Raw genomic sequence first — 16,465 nt, forward strand, 5'->3', positions numbered from 1 at the left:
CGAAGCGAGCACAGGATTTCCCGCACTCGCGCAACGGCTTGCCGCAACGCTGCGAGGGCACCGCGCCAACATCCGCGTTCAAGGCGTCAGGCAATGCGGACATCGACTCCGCGGAAACCCGCGCGTTTCCGCCATTCCTGGCTGATTTCCATTCCCCGGAGCGCCACCGCGCAACCCGCCTGGCGCGCAACCAACGCCAGCTTCCGCGTCCGGAACCGTCTACTTGCCAATATCTGCTTGTACCTGTAGGTGCCGCTGCCTATTTTTCAGGCATTGTCATGAGCGAACTCGCCCCCATCCAGATCGGCCCGGTGACGGTCGAAGACCCGGTCATTCTCGCGCCGATGACCGGCGTGACCGACCTGCCGTTCCGCCGCGCCGTGCGCCGTTACGGCTCGGGCCTCAACGTCACCGAGATGATCGCCAGCGCCGCCGCGATCCGCGACACGCGCCAGTCGATCCAGAAGGCCGCCTGGGATCCGATCGAGGAGCCGGTGTCGATGCAGCTCGTCGGCTGCTCGCCCGCCGAGATGGCCGAGGCCGCCAAGCTCAACGAGGATCGCGGCGCTGCAATCATCGACATCAACATGGGCTGCCCGGTCCGCAAGGTCACCAATGGCGATGCCGGCTCGGCGCTGATGCGCGACCTCAAGCATGCCGCCTCGCTGATCGACGCCTGCGTCAAGGCGGTCGACGTGCCGGTCACGCTCAAGATGCGCATGGGCTGGTGCCACGACAGCCTCAACGCGCCGGAACTGGCCCGCATCGCCGAGGATCTCGGGGTGAAGATGGTCACGGTGCATGGCCGCACCCGCAACCAGATGTATCGCGGCTCGGCCGACTGGGCGTTCGTCCGCACGGTCAAGGACGCGGTGAAGATCCCGGTGATCGTCAATGGCGACATCTGCTCGGTCGAGGATGCCCGCGAGGCGCTGCGCCAGTCGGGCGCGGACGGGGTGATGATCGGCCGCGGCGCGTACGGCAAGCCCTGGGTGCTGCGCCAGGTGATGGATGCGCTGACGGGCAAGGGCGAGCGCACCGACCCGAGCATCGACGAACAATATCGTGTGATTATCGAGCATTACGTCGATAGTCTCGAACATTATGGTGAGATGACCGGCGTCAACATGATGCGCAAGCATCTCGGCTGGTACACCAAGGGCCTCACCGGCTCGGCGGAATTCCGTAACAAGGTCAACCAGATAGCCGACGCCAAGACGGTGCTGGCGATGCTCGACGAATTCTACGCGCCGTGGCGTTCCCGCGCGGCGGCCTGAGGCGGCTGCGGCCTGCGCCGCCCGCCACTGGCCCCAGCTTCGCGGAGATGTTCGCCGCGCTCCCCGTCGCGGTCCTCGTCATCGATCCCGACGGTCGCATCGCCCATGCCAATGCGGCGTGCGAGGCGATGCTCAACCATGCCGAGACCACGATGATCGGCCAGCCCTATGACGCGGTGCTGAGCCCGCCCGATGGTTATGTCGATCGGCGTGACGGGCACGGCTTCGCTGCCTTCGACATCGAGATCGAGGCGATCCGCGGCCCGCGCATCCGTGTCGATTTCGTCGAGACGATGGTCGCCGATCATCCGGGCTGGCGCATCGTCACCCTCCATCACGCGCCCCAGTCCCGCCGGGTGGCGCAGGGCGCCGACCGTAGCGCCGGCGCCCGTGCCGCGGTGGGTGCCGCCGCGATGCTGGCGCATGAGATCAAGAACCCGCTCTCGGGCATCCGCGGCGCCGCGCAGCTGCTCGCCAGCTCGGGCGAGGACCGCGAGCTCACCGGCCTGATCACCACCGAAGTCGATCGCATCGTCGCGCTGATCGACCGGATGCAGGATTTCACCGACACGCGGCCGCTCAAGCTCGAGCCGACCAATGTCTATCCGCTGCTCGACCATGCCCGCCGCGTCGCGCTGGCCGGCTTCGCCCGCGGCATGGTGATCGAGGAGCGCTTCGATCCCTCGCTGCCGCAGGTGCTGATCGATCCCGACGCCTTCCAGCAGGTGATGATGAACCTGCTCAAGAACGCCGCCGAGGCGCTGGGCGGGCTGGCCCAGCCACGCATCGTGCTGACCACCGCCTATCGCCACGGCATGTCGGTCAGCACCGGCGCCGGCCGTCCGCGCGTGCCGCTGCCGATCGAGATCTGCGTCATGGACAATGGCCCCGGCGCGCCCGAGGACATTGCCGAGCACCTGTTCGAGCCCTTCGTATCGGGCAAGCCGGAGGGGAAGGGGCTCGGCCTCCCGCTCGTCGAGAAGCTGGTCCGCGACATGGGCGGGATCATCCAATATGCCCGGGAACGCCCCCCTGAAATGACAGTCTTCCGTATTTTGCTCCCGCGAGCCAAGGCATGAGCGGCTCGGTCCTGGTCGTCGACGACGACAGCGCGATCCGCACCGTGGTCGCCGCCGCGCTGCGCCGCGAAGGCCATGCCGTCACGACGGCAGCCAGCCTCGCCGAGCTGCGCCGCGCGATCGGTGCGGCACTACCCGATGTGCTGGTCACCGACGTAGTGCTGCCCGACGGCAACGGCCTCGACGAAGTCGCCAGGCTCACCGCCGAGCATCCCGCCCTGCCGGTGATCGTCTTCTCCGCGCAGAACACGCTGGCGACGGCAGTCCGCGCCACCGAGGTCGGCGCCTTCGACTACCTCCCCAAGCCCTTCGACCTCGACGTGCTCGGCCAGGCCGTGCGCAGCGCCATCGCCCGCGGCCGCCATGCCCCCGCCGAGCAGCCCGATGAAGAGCTGAGTGGCGGCTCTTCGCTGATCGGCCGCTCGCCGGCGATGCAGGAGGTCTACCGGGTCATCGCCCGCGTCGTCTCGAACGACCTCACGGTGCTGATCTCGGGCGAATCGGGCACCGGCAAGGAGCTGGTCGCCAAGGCGATCCACGATCTCGGCCCGCGCCGCCGCGCGCCCTTCGTCGCGCTCAACATGGCCGCGATCCCGCGCGAGCTGATCGAGGCGGAGCTGTTCGGGCATGAGCGGGGTGCTTTTACCGGCGCTGCCGCCCGCGTCGCCGGCAAGTTCGAGCAGGCGGCCGGGGGCACGCTGTTCCTCGACGAGATCGGCGACATGCCGATGGACGCGCAGACCCGCCTGCTCCGCGTGCTCCAGCAGGGCGAATTCACCACCGTCGGCGGTGCCCGCGCGATCAAGGCGGACGTCCGCATCGTCGCTGCCACCAACAAGGATCTGGCCGCGCTCGTCCAGGCCGGGCAGTTCCGCGAGGACCTGTTCTACCGCCTCAACGTCGTCCCGATCGCGCTGCCGTCGCTGCGCGAGCGCCGCGACGACGTGCCCTTGCTCGCCCGCCACTTCCTCGATCGCGCCGCCGAGGACGGCCTGCCGCGCAAGAGCCTCGCCGCCGACGCGATACGGGTGCTCGAAACCTATGACTGGCCGGGCAATGTCCGCCAGCTCGAGAACCTCATGCGCCGCATTGCCGCGCTCAGCCGTGACGAAGTGATCGACGGCGACGCCCTGCGCCGCGCCCTGGGCGAGGCCAGTGCCGCACCGGTCCAGGCGACTCGAGACGAAGGCATCGAGGCCGCCGTCCGCGCCCGGCTCGAGCGCATCGCCATCGAGGAGCCCCGCGCGCTCGACGACGGCACGCTCTACGATCGCATCATCGGCGAGGTCGAGCGCCCGCTGATCGAGGCGATGCTCGCGCGCCACGGCGGCAACCAGCTCCGCACCGCCCGCGCGCTGGGGATCAACCGGAATACGCTGCGGAAACGGCTCGATACGCTCGGCATCGATGTCGGCCCCAATCGCCCGGATGGTGCCGAATAGCGACAGACTGCGCACGATTATGTGTTCTTTTTGCCACAATCTCGATCTAGCTTGGCCACGATGGATGCCGTCACCGCCGATTCCCTGATCGAGGTAACGCCGAAAGGGCGGCAGTTGGCGCCTATCCGGCTGCTGGAGATCGTGGTGCTGGCGCTGGCCGTGGCCACGCCAGTCGCCACATTCCTGTTCGTCCGCAACTTCTCGCACCAGGTCTTCAATCCCGGCGTCGCCGCATCGCTGCTGCTGGCGAACCTGCTGCCCTATGTCGCGCTGATCGTGCTGATCGGCCGCCGTATCGCCATCCACCGCGCCGCCAAATCGGCGCTGGCGGGGGGCGGACGCCTCCATGTCCGTCTCGTCGCGGTGTTCACCCTGATGGCGAGCATCCCGATCGTGCTGACCGTGATCGCGGCATCGGTGATGTTCCAGTCGGGCGTTCAGCTCTGGGGCTCGGAGCGCGCGCGAAACGCCTTCGACGCGACGACCGACCTCGCCAAGGAGGGCCGCGGCCTCGTCGCCCAGCGCTGGGCCACCGAAGCGCGCACCATGGTCGATGACCTCACCGGCGATTTCCCCAAGATCCCGGTCAATTCGCAGGCGTTCCAGAGCAGCCTCCTCCAGCAGCTCTATTACCGCTCTTTCGATCAGGCGGTCGTGTTCCGCGTCGTCGGCGGCAAGCAGGTCGAGGCGATGTACGCCTGGGAAGCACCTCCCGCGAAGACCTTCGCCGCGCGTGTCTCGGGCCAGGTCCTCAACCTGCTCAAGGACGAGCAGAGCTACACCAATTTCGATGCCGAGAAGCAGTGGGTCGTCACCCCGCTCGATCGCTCGCAGAACATCTTCCTCTACGTCGCGAACAGCGTGAACGTAGACTTCATGAACCGGCAGAATTCGGGCGCGGACCGGATCGTCGCCGAGTTCAACGCCCTGCAGGCACGCTCGCGGGCGCTCCAGCTCCAGTTCAACGCCGTCCTGTTCGGCGTCGCGCTGCTGATCGTCAGCATCGCCACCTGGATTGCGCTCGCGGTGGCCGATCGCCTGGTCAAGCCGGTCGAGCAGCTCGTCACCGCCGCCCGCCGCGTCGCCGGCGGCGACCTCGCCGCGCGTGTCGATATCCCGCAGACCGGCGACGAGATCAGCACCTTGGGCGACGCCTTCAACGGCATGACCGAGCGTCTCGAGCAGCAGACCGGGGCGCTCAGGACCGCCAACGCCCAGCTCGAAAGCCGCCGCGTGCTGATCGAAGCGGTGATGTCGGGCGTCTCGGCGGGCGTCATCTCGATCGACGCCCAGCGCAACGTCCGACTGATCAACGAATCCGCGATCGAGCTGCTCCACCAGGGCGAGCAGGAGCTGGTCGGCCACCCGCTCGCCGAGCTCGCGCCCGAACTCAACGACCTGCTCGACACCGGCGACCGCGAAGCAGTGATCCAGCTCGGCACCGGCGGCGATGCGCGCACGCTCGCCGTGAAGGTCACCAGCGACGAGGCGGGTCAGGTGCTCACCTTCGACGACATCACCCAGCAGCTCAACGACCAGCGCCGGGCCGCCTGGTCCGACGTCGCGCGCCGCATCGCGCATGAGATCAAGAACCCGCTCACCCCGATCCAGCTCGCCGCCGAGCGCCTCAAGCGCCGCTATGGCAAGAAGATCGAGCCCGAGGACGGCACTTTCGCCCAGCTGACCGACACGATCGTCCGCCAGGTCGGAGACCTGCGCCGCATGGTTGACGAATTCTCCTCCTTCGCGCGCATGCCCAAGCCGATGTTCCGCCAGGAATCGCTGCTCGACATCGCGCGCCAGGCAATGTTCCTCCACGAAGTCGCGCATCCGACGATCCGCTTCGAGATGGACGCGCCCGATCCGGCTCCCGGCCTGATCTGCGATCGCCGCCAGATCGGCCAGGCCTTCACCAATATCGTCAAGAACGCCGTCGAGGCGATCGAGGCGCGCGGGGAAGGGGAGGCACTGCCCCAGGGCCAGGTCGTCATGACGATCAGCCCGGAGGAAGGCGGCAGGATCACCCTGACGCTGGCCGACAACGGCATCGGCCTGCCGGTCGAGCGCGACCGGATCGTCGAGCCGTACATGACGACGCGCAGCCGCGGCACCGGCCTTGGCCTCGCGATCGTGAAGAAGATCGTCGAGGAGCATTTCGGCACCATCGCCTTCTCGGATCGTCCGGGCGGCGGCACGCTGGTGACGCTCTGCTTCGATACCGATCAGCTCGCCGAGATGGTGAGTTCCCCTGAGGGCGAGGGCGGCGAAGAACCGCGTCCCGCCGTGCTTACCCGTACTGGAAGTTCCAAGTCATGAGTCTCGATATCCTGGTCGTCGACGATGAGCGCGACATCCGTGAACTGGTTGCCGGCGTGCTGGAGGACGAGGGCTATTCGACGCGCGGCGCCGCCAATAGCGACGAGGCGCTGGAAGCGATCGCGGAACGGCGTCCCAGCCTCGTGCTGCTCGACGTGTGGCTGCACGGCTCGCGGCTCGACGGGCTGGAGATCCTCGACGAGATCAAGCGCCGCGATCCCTCGATCCCGGTGCTGGTGATCTCGGGCCATGGCAATCTCGACACCGCCGTCGCCGCGATCCGTCGCGGCGCCTCGGATTTCATCGAGAAGCCGTTCGAGGCCGAGCGCCTGCTGTTCCTCGTCGAACGCGCCACCGAGACCGAGCGGCTCAAGCGTGAAGTCGCCTCGCTGCGTGCCTCGGCAGGCCGCGAGGAGGACCTCACCGGCCAGTCGGGCTCGATCAACACCGTTCGCGCCACGCTCAAGCGCGTCGCCTCCACCGGCAGCCGCGTGCTGATCACCGGCGGCGCCGGCACGGGCAAGGAAGTCGCCGCCCGGCTGCTCCATGGCTGGAGCCAGCGCGCTACCGCGCCCTTCGTCATCGTCAGCGCCGCGCGCATGCAGCCCGAGCGCGTGGAGGAGGAGCTGTTCGGCGTCGAAGAGGGCGGGGATCTGGTCCGCACCGGCCTGCTCGAACAGGCACATGGCGGCACGCTGTTCCTCGACGAGATCGCCGACATGCCGGTCGCCACCCAGGCGCGCATCCTGCGCGTCCTGACCGACCAGAGCTTCACCCGCGTCGGCGGCACCCGGGTGGTCAAGGTCGATGTCCGTGTCGTCTCGGCGACCGCGCGCGACCTGATGAGCGAGATCGCCGAGGGCCGCTTCCGCGAGGACCTCTATTACCGGCTCAACGTCGTGCCGGTGACGATCCCGCCGCTCACCGATCGCCGCGAGGACATCCCGGTCCTGGTCGAGCATTTCGTCGCGCACTATGCGAACGAACGCCGCGTACCGACGCCCGAGATCGCACCCGATGCGATGGTCGCGCTGCAGAGCTATGAGTGGCCGGGCAATGTCCGCCAGCTCCGCAACGTCGTCGAGCGCACCGTGATCCTGGCGCCGGGCGACCGCATCGGCCGTATCGACATCGACCTGTTGCCCCCCGAAGTGCTCGGCCGCCCCGCCGATACCGGCGGCAGCATGGGCACCAGCGCGATCATGGGTGCCCCGCTCAAGGAAGCGCGCGAGAGCTTCGAACGCGAGTATCTCCGCGTCCAGATCCGCCGCTTCTCGGGCAACATCTCGCGCACGGCGAGCTTCATCGGCATGGAGCGCTCGGCGCTGCATCGGAAGCTCAAGCTCCTCGGGATCACCGACAGCCGGGAAGAATAGGGGTATCCCTCACTTATGTTCGTCATCCCCGCGTTCGCGGGGATGACGGGCAAAGGGAGCTACGCTTGCAATGTAGGATTTCGCCTGCTTCCCTTGCGAAGCCGGGCAAACACCAGGCCGCTCTTTGACCAGGTGGAAAGGCAAAATCCGTGCAATGCCGGCGATTGCCCCGCGCGCAGCGCCCCCAACCAAAGTCTGAAACATTCCCCGGCTGGACGATTCGGCCGCCAAAGCATAAAAGGGCGCCGCTGCGCACCACACGGGTGCACGGACCCGACGCCGGAGAACGGCGCCAAGCGGGAAACTCCCGCCAACAAAGAGAGTCACGTACGATGGCCGAAAAGCAGACCTCGCTTCAGGATCTGTTCCTCAACTCGCTGCGCCGGTCGAAGACCCCGGTCACGATGTTCCTCGTGAAGGGCGTCAAGCTCCAGGGCATTGTCACCTGGTTCGACAATTTTTCGGTGCTGCTCCGCCGCGACGGCCAGTCGCAGCTCATCTACAAGCACGCGATCTCCACGATCATGCCCTCGGGCCCGGTCGATCTTGCGCCGCTCCTCGAAGCGGTGGGAGAATATCAGTCCAAGATCCCGGTATTGCAGGAGATTTTCCTGAACGCGGTCCGCCGCCAGCAGGAAAATGTCACGATGTTCCTAGTCAATGGCGTGATGCTCCAGGGCCAGATCGCGGCCTTTGACCTGTTCTGCATGCTGCTCCAGCGCGAGGGCATGGCCCAGCTGGTCTACAAGCATGCTGTCTCGACGATCCAGCCGGCGCACCCGCTGAACCTCGCCGAGGAACAGAATAGCGACGACTGAGCGATCGTATGAGCACCGGTTTCGAGCGCGACCCCGATGAATTCACCCGGGGCGCGCGAGCGGTCGTAGTCTATCCGGACCTCGGCGGCAGCTCGCGTGATGCGGATGCGCGCCTGGAGGAAACTGCCGGCCTTGCCGCCGCGATCGGCGTCGAGGTGGTCGAGCGGGTAGCCTTGCGCATCCGCGCGCCCAAGCCCGGCACGCTGATCGGCTCGGGCCAGGTGGAAGCCCTGGCCGAGACGGTCCGTGACAGCGAACTGACGCTCGCCGTGTTCGACGCGAGCCTCACGCCCGTCCAGCAGCGCAACCTCGAAACCGGGCTCAGCTGCAAGGTGATCGACCGTACCGGCCTGATCCTCGAGATTTTCGGCGAGCGCGCACGCACCGCTGAGGGCCGGCTCCAGGTCGAGCTCGCGCACCTCGATTACCAGGCCGGTCGTCTCGTCCGCAGCTGGACCCACCTCGAGCGCCAGCGCGGCGGCTTCGGTTTCCTTGGCGGCCCGGGCGAAACCCAGATCGAGGCCGACCGCCGGTTGATCCGCGACCGCATGGCGCGCCTGCGCCGCGAGCTGGATTCGGTCAGCCGCACCCGCACGCTCCACCGCGACCGCCGCCAGCGCGCACCCTGGCCGGTGATTGCGCTGGTGGGCTATACCAACGCCGGAAAGTCGACGCTTTTCAATCGCCTGACCGGAAGTGACGTCATGGCGGAGAACCTCCTCTTCGCCACGCTCGATCCGACCCTGCGACAGATCTCGCTGCCCGGCATCGACAAGGCGATCCTCTCGGACACGGTGGGTTTCGTCTCCGAACTGCCGACCCAGCTCGTCGCCGCCTTCAAGGCAACGCTGGAAGAGGTGGTCTCGGCCGACCTGCTGATCCATGTCCGCGATATCGCGCATCCGGACAGCGAAGCGCAGAAGGACGATGTCGAGGCCGTGCTCGCCGATATCGGCGTCGCGGAGGCCACGCCGCGCTTCGAAGCCTGGAACAAGGTTGATCTGCTCGACGACGAGCACCGTGAGGCGCTACTCGCCGAGGCCGCGAAGCGCGAAGACGTGATGCCTGTCTCGGCCGTGACCGGGGAAGGGGTAGACGCCCTCATCACCGCGGTCGCCGCCCGCCTCACCGAAGGCCACCGTCGCTACACTCTCCACCTCGACCCCGCCGACGGCGCCGCCGCTGCCTGGCTCCACCAGCATGGCGAAGTGATCGAGCAGGGGATGGACGGCAATCAGGCGGTCTATGAGGTTCGCATGGCACCGCGGGACTATGAGCGGTTCCTGACGCGGAGCTGAGGCTCAGGCGGGCGGCAGGTAGCGCGCCATCCGCGCGCGCAGCAGTGCGATCAGCTCGGGATCCATGAACGCATATTCGTCGGGGATGTCGAGAACGACGATGTTCTTGCCGTTCAGCGCCGACCGATAGCGCTTCCGGATCTTGCTGCGATGCTCGCGTTCCATCGCGAAGATCAAATCCGCCCATTCGATCAGTTCGGCATCGAGTGGATTCTCGGCGTCGTTGTTGGTCCCGGCGGAACTCGTCTCTATCGCCGGATGATCGGCGAAGATCTGCTCCGCCGTCGGGCTTCGCAGCTTGTTCTGGCTACAGACGAACAGAACATTCTTCATCGTGTGGTGATCTTTGCTCTCACCCAGAGTTCTTCCTTGGCATCGAGGCTCAGTCCTTCGAACGCATCCCCAGCTTCATCCTCCATGGCCTTGAAACGCTTCTCGAATTTCTTGTTAGCACCACGCAATGCAGCCTCGGGATCGACACCCAGCTTGCGTGCCCAGTTGACCACCGCGAACAGTAGGTCACCGACCTCTTCCTCGACCTCTGCCGGGGTGACCGCAGCCTCGACCTCGGCCAGCTCCTCGTCGACCTTGGCGCGGGCGCCACTGGGGTCTGGCCAGTCGAAGCCAGTGCGGGCGGCGCGCTTCTGGAGCTTTTCGGCGCGGAGCAGGGCGGGGAGGCCGATCGCCACACCGTCCAGCGCGCTTTCATGGCCCCTTTCGCCCCGCTCCGCGGCCTTGATTTGTTCCCAAAGGTGATGGCCGCCCTCGGTCGCGCCCAGGAAGATGTGCGGGTGGCGACGCTCCATCTTGTCGCTGATCGCGTTGGCGACATCGGCCAGGACGAAGTCGCCGGCTTCCTCGGCCATGCGGCTGTGGAACACGACCTGGAGCAACAGGTCACCAAGCTCGTCCTTCAGATCCGCCATGTCGCCGCGCTCGATCGCATCGGCAACTTCATAGGCTTCCTCGATCGTATAAGGCGCGATCGTGGCGAAGGTCTGGACCGTATCCCATTCGCAGCCCGTCTTCGGGTCGCGCAACCGCGCCATGATGGCGACAAGGCGGTCGATGGCCGGAGCAGGGTTGGTCAATTGGGCCTCCAGGAAATGCTCCGCGAGCCTAGGCAGGCGATCACGCGAAGGAAAGGCTCAGGGTCGATCGCGCCAAGGGTGCGGCATTCTCATTGGGCACATTGGGCAAAAACCGCCGGAAAACAGCGGCAGAGGGCCTCGGAGAGAGGTCCGGAACGCGCTCCGCGCTAGATCGATAATATACATTATGTAAAATAGAAAGCAGTTCTGCGGGTGCGATCTGGCCCCTCGACCTATTCCCGGTCTCGCGAACGCGGGATAACGAGCTGGGCTTCGGTTTGCTTGCGCGGCTCGAGGATCAGCGTGCGATCCTCGACGCGCCACGACTTCAGCCGCGACAGGAAGTTCATGCCGAGCACGTCGAGGTCGCCAAAGCTCTCGCCCACCACCAGTGGCAGGTCTTGCGTCGAAAGCGGCCCGATCGCGACTTCCTCGGCGCGCGCCGACTGCGCCTGGACGGTGCCATTGGCTGTCTCGATGAGCACAGGTGGTGCCAATGCGGGTTTGACGTCGGCGGCCTCGGCCGTGTCGCGCGAGATTGCGGTGATCGTGGCACCGCTGTCGACCAGCATGCGTCGCTCAACGCCATTGATCTGCACGCGCGCCCAGAAATGCCCGTCCGGGCTCATCTTGATGCGCACCGTATCGCCAACGACGCTCTGCTGCTCGTAGCCGAGCTTTTCGGACGCACGAGCCAACAGGCCGCCCAGTTCCTGGCGATGATAGAGCACGATCACCATCGTTACGCCGATGATGCCCCAGAGCAGCACCGTCTGGAGCAACCCGCGCAGGCTGATCCGCTGCGCCGACAGCGCCCGGAGCGCCAGCATCAGCGCGCCGAGCAGCAAGATCAGCTGGATGATGCGATCATCGGTCACAGCACGACCTCCATGCCGTCAAATCCCGGCGCCACGCCCTCGGGCAGCGTCGCGACGAGCGTGGCATAATCCATCGAATTGTCCATGTGCGACAACAGGGTCCGGCGCGGCTGGAGGTCCCTCACCCATTGCAGCACCTCGCCCAGATGCGCGTGCGTAGGATGCGGTTCGCGGCGGAGGCAATCGACCACCCACAGATCCAGATCCTGATACAGACTACGCATATTCATCGTCATCTCGTTGAAATCTATAGCATAAGCTATTGATCTTCCATTAGCGTCGAAGCGTAGCCCGGCTGAGGTTATGCCGCCGTGCGGCTGATCGACTACACGGATGTGGATATCGCCGATCGTGATTGTATCGGGCAGCGGCTCGATCGCGATCGTCGGCCGGTAAAGCGCGCGGCCGTGAAAGGCATAGGAGAAGCGCAGGTCGAGTTGCTCGAGCGTGAAGGGCCTCGCCAGGCCCCGCACCGGCTCGCCGTTCCTTGCGTGCATGATCTGGCGGAGGTCGTCGATGCCGTGGCAGTGATCGGCGTGGTCGTGGGTCCAGAGGACCGCATCGAGGTCGCTCAACCCGGCCGCGAGGGCCTGCTCGCGGAAATCGGGGCTGGTATCGACCAGGATCCGGGTCGTTTCCGTCGAGACCAGGACCGAGGCCCTGGTCCGCCGGTTCCTAGGTTCCAGGGGATCGCAATCGCCCCAGTCGTTTCCGATCCTTGGCACGCCGGAGGAGGTTCCGCAGCCCAGGATCCGGATTTTCATGCGCGGGTCTTGGCGAACAGCGCGTGAAAATTGGCCTGGGTGGCCAAGGCGAGGGATTCGAAGCTCTCTCCGCGCAGCCCCGCAAGAAAGCGGCAGGTGTCCGCGACAAAGGCCGGTTCGCCGGTCTTCCCGCGATGCGGCACCGGCGCCAGGAACGGCGCGTCGGTCTCGATCAGCAGCCGGTTCAGCGGCAGCTGCGCCGCGGTATCCTGCAGATCCTTCGCGTTCTTGAAGGTCACGATCCCCGAAATGGAGATATAGAAGCCCAGATCAAGCGCGATCTCCGAAAATTCCCGGCTCGCGGTGAAGCAGTGGATGACGCCGGGAAAGGCCCCCTTCCCCATCTCGTCGCGCAGGATCTCGGCGGTATCCGCCTCGGCATCGCGGGTGTGGACGATCAAGGGCAACTGGGTCTCGCGCGACGCCGCGATATGCGCGCGGAAACTCGCCCGCTGGCGATCGCGGTCGCTGTGATCGTAATAATAATCGAGCCCGGTCTCGCCGATGCCGACCACGCGCGGATGCCGCGCCTTCTCGATCAGCTTCGCCGCACCGACATCGGGATGCTCGTCCGCCTCATGCGGATGGATGCCGACCGAGGCCCAGACATCGGGCTCGCGCTCGGCGACCGCGATCACCTCGTCCCATTCGCGTTCGCGCGTCGAGATATTGAGCATCGCCGCGACGCCGGCGGCACGCGCACGCGCCAGCACCTCGGGCTGCTGCTCGCCCAGCCCCTTGTAGATCAGATGGCAGTGACTGTCGGCGAGGTTCACGCTTCTTCCTTGAGTTCCAGACGCGGGAAGATCGGGGTCGGCGGCGCGATCCGGAAGTCCGCATCCCCTTCCGGCCCGAGCTGCGCGAGCAGCTTCTCGGCCGAACCCGGCACCACCGGCGCGATCGTGACGGCAAGACGCCGGATCGCGCGCAGCAGCGTGTTCAGCACCGCATGCATCCGCTCGGGATCGGTCTTGCGCAGGCCCCAGGGCGCCTGGGCATCGATATAGGCGTTGCAGGCGAACACCCCGGCCATCCACAGCTCGACGCCCTGGCTCAGCGCCAGATCCTCGAACGCGCGGATGAACCCGCCACAGGCATTCTCGACCTCGGCGATCAGCACGCCGTCCGCCTCTTCCACGCGCCCGGTCTCGACATGCCCCTCGCAATTCTTGGCGATGAAGGCGAGCGTGCGCTGGGCGAGATTGCCGAAGCTGTTCGAGAGATCGGCGTTCGCCCGGGTGACGATCGCCTCGTCGCTGAACGTGCCGTCATTGCCGAAGCTGACATCGCGGAGCAGGAAATAGCGCAGCGCGTCGACGCCGTAATAATCGGCCAGCGCCATCGGATCGACGACATTGCCGACCGACTTGGACATCTTCTCCCCGCGGTTGAGCAGGAAGCCGTGGCCGAAGACCTGCTTGGGCAGCGCGATCTTCGCCGACATCAGGAAGGCGGGCCAGTAGACGGTGTGGAAGCGGACGATGTCCTTGCCGATCAGGTGGATATCCGCCGGCCAGTATTTCGCCAGGCGCGCCTGGTCGTCGGGATAGCCCGCGCCGGTCAGGTAGTTGGTCAGCGCATCGACCCAGACATACATCACATGGCCGGGCGAACCCGGCACCGGCACGCCCCAGTCGAAGCTGGTGCGGCTCACGGAGAGATCGGCGAGCCCGCCCTCGACGAAGCGCAGGATCTCGTTGCGGCGCGATTCCGGACGGATGAAGTCCGGGTTGGCGGCGTAGAAGTCGAGCAGCGGCTTCTCATACTTGGAGAGCTTGAAGAACCAGGTCTCCTCGGCGGTCCACTCGACCGGCGTGCCCTGGGGCGAGAGCTTCACGCCCCCTTCCCCCTCGACCAGTTCCTTCTCCTCGTAAAAGGCCTCGTCGCGCACCGAATACCAGCCCTCGTAGCGATCGAGGTACAGATCGCCGGCATCGGCCATCGCCTGCCAGATCGCCTGGCTGGCCTTGTAGTGATCGGCCTCGGAGGTGCGGATGAAACGATCGCACGAAATATCAAGCTTCTCGGCCATTTCACTGAAATAGCTCGACATCTCGTCCGCCAACTCGCGCGCGGTCATGTCGCGGTCGCGCGCCGTCTTGACCATCTTGAGGCCATGCTCGTCGGTGCCGGTCTGGAAGAAGACGTCACGGCCCTGCTGGCGCTGGAAACGGGCGATCGCGTCGGCGGCGATCATCTCATAGGCATGCCCGATATGCGGGCGGCCATTGGGATAGTGGATCGCGGTGGTGATGTAGAAGGGGTCGGCCATTGCGGCCCTTTAGGCGATCCGTTTCGCTGCGTCACCCCGGCTATGGGTTGGTTTTAGCCCCTCCCCGTCCAGTCGGCCGGGGATCAGCTGGGGAGTGGTTCGACGTTTTCCCTTCCTTGTTCCAGGAGTTCACCGGGGAAGCGATGACAACCAAGAGCGGTCCGGCAGAGAAACCCTGGATCCCCGCCTTCGCGGGGATGACGAAAGAGAGTATCAATGCGAACGAACAGGGAGACGAACCCATGCGGATCTGGGCACTCGCGGCACTGCTGATCGCCACACCGGCGGCGGCGCAGACGGCTTCACCGATCAACGACGAGGCGATCAAGAGCTTCCTCGAAAAGGGCGAGGAAGTGGAGAGCCGCACCAATGGCGACCTGAACGGCGACGGCCAGCCCGATACGGTGCTGATCGGCCGGGGCGACGATACGCGCACGCTGAAGGTGCTGCTGCTCCACAAGGGCGAGTTCGACATCGACCTGACGCCGGTGGGCACGCTCAAGCTCGACAGCTATCCGCTCGGCGCCGCCGAGGTCAGCATCGCCAAGGGCGTGCTCAAGATCACCGACCTGACCGGCGGCACCACCGCGGTGAACGCGGTCTATCGCTACCGGCTGATCCCCGGCCCCAGGCCGCGCATGCGGCTGATCGGGATCGACGCGACGCTCTACAGCCGCACCTATGCCCATGACGGCGCGGAGATCAGCTGGAACCTGCTCACCGGCGACTACATCAACCGCGAGATGAAGCTCAACAAGAAGGGCGGCAATGCCGCCTATGACCCGATCCTCGAGAAGAAGAGCAAGAAGCCGAGCAAGGTGGTGTGGATGGAGGATACGCCCGATCCCAACGAACTGCTGGGCTGGGGGGAGAAATAGGGGGTTCTGGTCTGGTCCACGGGATGGGTTGGGACTGGATGGCGCTTAGCGCGACCTGCTGCTCCCCGGCGAACGCCGGGGCCCAGGGTCACAAGCGACACGGCAGAGAAACCCTGGGCCCCGGCTTTCGCCGGGGAACATGGGCGCCGGGGAGCCATCAGGGCATTACATCAGCCCCAAATCAGCGGCGAGATCGTGCCAGCGCGGGTTTGTCGTCTCGATCAGATCGAGCTTCCAGGCCCGTTTCCATTCCTTCATCTGGCGTTCGTGCAGCTTTGCGGCGTCGAGATCTTCATAGGCCCGGTACCAGACGAGCAGCGTGCAGCCATGCTTCCTGGTGAAGCCCTCGACCGCGCCGGTGCGATGTTCCCAGGCGCGCTTGGGCAGGTCGCTGGTCACACCGATATACAGGGTACCGTTGCGGCCGCTCGCCATGATGTAGACGAAGCCGTGCTTTTCCATCGGCGGCCTCCGGATATGAATGGAACATATACGGAACAATGTGATATGGCAAGAGCCATGGCAGTTCCCCGGCGAAGGCCGGAGCCCAGGGTCACAAGCGACACGGCAGAGAAACCCTGGGCCCCGGCCTTCGCCGGGGAACCGTTCAGGGTATTGGCGATACCGATTACCCGAACAGCTTTTCCGTCGGGACCGGGGAGTCGGGCATTGCGACGCCGGTCTTGCGTTCGTGGACCTTGCGCACGGCCTCGGCGATTTCCTTGTCGATCGCTTCCTTCTCCTTGGGCGGGAGCTTCTTGTAGTCCTCCTCGGAGAGATCGTGCTTCTTGAGCACCGCGTCGCGGGCGCGCTGTTCCGGGGTTTCGCTGGCGGCTTTCTTGAACGCCTCCAGGATCGCGTCGAAATTGAGGTCGCTGGAGCCGTTGGTCTCGGCGGCCTGCGTCGTGGTGCCGGCGCCGATGCCGGAAATGCCGGTGATCGCGGTCATGATATCTCCCCTGTTTCGGGGGCGGAA

16 protein-coding genes are annotated in these 16,465 nt (G+C 66.0%); 8 read left to right on the forward strand and 8 right to left on the reverse strand.

All coding sequences use genetic code 11. The annotated features are described in order from the left end of the window. Positions 1-278: 278 nt before the first annotated feature. From dusB to hflX, 7 genes are all read left to right on the forward strand, one after another. Positions 279-1,277, forward strand: a complete 999-nt coding sequence (dusB, locus tag O3305_RS05010; RefSeq protein WP_269575405.1) for a tRNA dihydrouridine synthase DusB — start codon at positions 279-281, stop codon at positions 1,275-1,277. Then, positions 1,253-2,356: a two-component system sensor histidine kinase NtrB gene (locus O3305_RS05015; RefSeq protein ID WP_446745977.1), complete on the forward strand. Its 1,104-nt coding sequence runs from the start codon at positions 1,253-1,255 to the stop codon at positions 2,354-2,356. Before dusB ends, O3305_RS05015 begins: the two co-directional genes overlap by 25 nt. Then, on the forward strand, positions 2,353-3,798 hold the full coding sequence (gene ntrC / locus O3305_RS05020) for a nitrogen regulation protein NR(I) (RefSeq protein WP_269575407.1): 1,446 nt from the start codon (positions 2,353-2,355) through the stop codon (positions 3,796-3,798). Before O3305_RS05015 ends, ntrC begins: the two co-directional genes overlap by 4 nt. A gap of 60 nt (positions 3,799-3,858) precedes the next feature. Continuing rightward, complete coding sequence (locus O3305_RS05025; RefSeq protein WP_269575408.1) at positions 3,859-6,114, forward strand: sensor histidine kinase NtrY-like; 2,256 nt, start codon at positions 3,859-3,861, stop codon at positions 6,112-6,114. Next, positions 6,111-7,490, forward strand: a complete 1,380-nt coding sequence (gene ntrX / locus O3305_RS05030; protein ID WP_269575409.1) for a nitrogen assimilation response regulator NtrX — start codon at positions 6,111-6,113, stop codon at positions 7,488-7,490. Before O3305_RS05025 ends, ntrX begins: the two co-directional genes overlap by 4 nt. Before the next feature lie 332 nt (positions 7,491-7,822). Beyond that, positions 7,823-8,308, forward strand: coding sequence for an RNA chaperone Hfq (gene hfq / locus O3305_RS05035; protein ID WP_269575410.1), 486 nt, complete (start codon positions 7,823-7,825; stop codon positions 8,306-8,308). A gap of 8 nt (positions 8,309-8,316) precedes the next feature. Further along, entirely contained in the window at positions 8,317-9,606 is a 1,290-nt protein-coding gene (gene hflX, locus O3305_RS05040; RefSeq protein ID WP_269575411.1) for a GTPase HflX, read from the forward strand. Positions 9,607-9,609: 3 nt separating this feature from the next. Here hflX and O3305_RS05045 read toward each other — a convergent pair whose 3' ends face one another. The 6 genes from O3305_RS05045 to metG all read right to left on the reverse strand — a co-directional run bounded on the left by O3305_RS05045 (position 9,610) and on the right by metG (position 14,611). Next, positions 9,610-9,939: a low molecular weight protein tyrosine phosphatase family protein gene (locus tag O3305_RS05045; protein WP_184165913.1), complete on the reverse strand. Its 330-nt coding sequence runs from the start codon at positions 9,937-9,939 to the stop codon at positions 9,610-9,612. After that, entirely contained in the window at positions 9,936-10,655 is a 720-nt protein-coding gene (gene mazG, locus O3305_RS05050; protein ID WP_269576460.1) for a nucleoside triphosphate pyrophosphohydrolase, read from the reverse strand. The genes O3305_RS05045 and mazG overlap by 4 nt, the downstream gene beginning before the upstream one ends. A 275-nt stretch (positions 10,656-10,930) precedes the next feature. Next, positions 10,931-11,575, reverse strand: a complete 645-nt coding sequence (locus tag O3305_RS05055; protein ID WP_269575412.1) for a retropepsin-like aspartic protease family protein — start codon at positions 11,573-11,575, stop codon at positions 10,931-10,933. Beyond that, a complete protein-coding gene (locus tag O3305_RS05060) occupies positions 11,572-12,339 on the reverse strand; it encodes an MBL fold metallo-hydrolase (protein WP_269575413.1) in 768 nt (255 codons plus the stop codon). The genes O3305_RS05055 and O3305_RS05060 overlap by 4 nt, the downstream gene beginning before the upstream one ends. Next, positions 12,336-13,115: a TatD family hydrolase gene (locus O3305_RS05065; RefSeq protein ID WP_269575414.1), complete on the reverse strand. Its 780-nt coding sequence runs from the start codon at positions 13,113-13,115 to the stop codon at positions 12,336-12,338. Before O3305_RS05065 ends, O3305_RS05060 begins: the two co-directional genes overlap by 4 nt. Continuing rightward, positions 13,112-14,611, reverse strand: coding sequence for a methionine--tRNA ligase (gene metG / locus O3305_RS05070; protein ID WP_269575415.1), 1,500 nt, complete (start codon positions 14,609-14,611; stop codon positions 13,112-13,114). Before metG ends, O3305_RS05065 begins: the two co-directional genes overlap by 4 nt. A 242-nt stretch (positions 14,612-14,853) precedes the next feature. Here metG and O3305_RS05075 point away from each other — a divergent pair, with 242 nt between their 5' ends. After that, positions 14,854-15,489 (forward strand): hypothetical protein, encoded by a 636-nt coding sequence (locus tag O3305_RS05075; RefSeq protein ID WP_269575416.1) that lies wholly within the window; start codon positions 14,854-14,856, stop codon positions 15,487-15,489. Between the two features lie 165 nt (positions 15,490-15,654). Here O3305_RS05075 and O3305_RS05080 read toward each other — a convergent pair whose 3' ends face one another. Together O3305_RS05080 and O3305_RS05085 are read right to left on the reverse strand one after the other, a co-directional pair. Continuing rightward, positions 15,655-15,951, reverse strand: coding sequence for a GIY-YIG nuclease family protein (locus O3305_RS05080; RefSeq protein WP_269575417.1), 297 nt, complete (start codon positions 15,949-15,951; stop codon positions 15,655-15,657). Between the two features lie 166 nt (positions 15,952-16,117). Next, the gene (locus tag O3305_RS05085; RefSeq protein WP_269575418.1) at positions 16,118-16,438 is read right to left on the reverse strand and encodes a hypothetical protein; all 321 of its coding nucleotides are present in this window, start codon (positions 16,436-16,438) and stop codon (positions 16,118-16,120) included. Positions 16,439-16,465: the final 27 nt, after the last annotated feature.

This window comes from Sphingomonas sp. NIBR02145, assembly GCF_027359115.1.
Lineage (GTDB): Bacteria > Pseudomonadota > Alphaproteobacteria > Sphingomonadales > Sphingomonadaceae > Sphingomonas > Sphingomonas kyeonggiensis_A.

Coding starts and splice junctions, on each gene's coding strand:
- O3305_RS05045 (WP_184165913.1), bottom strand. CDS start 9,939: ATGAAGAATGTTCTGTTCGTCTGTAGCCAGAACAAGCTGCGAAGCCCG.
- O3305_RS05060 (WP_269575413.1), bottom strand. CDS start 12,339: ATGAAAATCCGGATCCTGGGCTGCGGAACCTCCTCCGGCGTGCCAAGG.
- ntrC (WP_269575407.1), top strand. CDS start 2,353: ATGAGCGGCTCGGTCCTGGTCGTCGACGACGACAGCGCGATCCGCACC.
- metG (WP_269575415.1), bottom strand. CDS start 14,611: ATGGCCGACCCCTTCTACATCACCACCGCGATCCACTATCCCAATGGC.
- hfq (WP_269575410.1), top strand. CDS start 7,823: ATGGCCGAAAAGCAGACCTCGCTTCAGGATCTGTTCCTCAACTCGCTG.
- hflX (WP_269575411.1), top strand. CDS start 8,317: ATGAGCACCGGTTTCGAGCGCGACCCCGATGAATTCACCCGGGGCGCG.
- O3305_RS05085 (WP_269575418.1), bottom strand. CDS start 16,438: ATGACCGCGATCACCGGCATTTCCGGCATCGGCGCCGGCACCACGACG.
- ntrX (WP_269575409.1), top strand. CDS start 6,111: ATGAGTCTCGATATCCTGGTCGTCGACGATGAGCGCGACATCCGTGAA.
- O3305_RS05080 (WP_269575417.1), bottom strand. CDS start 15,951: ATGGAAAAGCACGGCTTCGTCTACATCATGGCGAGCGGCCGCAACGGT.
- O3305_RS05075 (WP_269575416.1), top strand. CDS start 14,854: ATGCGGATCTGGGCACTCGCGGCACTGCTGATCGCCACACCGGCGGCG.
- mazG (WP_269576460.1), bottom strand. CDS start 10,655: ATGGCGCGGTTGCGCGACCCGAAGACGGGCTGCGAATGGGATACGGTC.
- dusB (WP_269575405.1), top strand. CDS start 279: ATGAGCGAACTCGCCCCCATCCAGATCGGCCCGGTGACGGTCGAAGAC.
- O3305_RS05025 (WP_269575408.1), top strand. CDS start 3,859: ATGGATGCCGTCACCGCCGATTCCCTGATCGAGGTAACGCCGAAAGGG.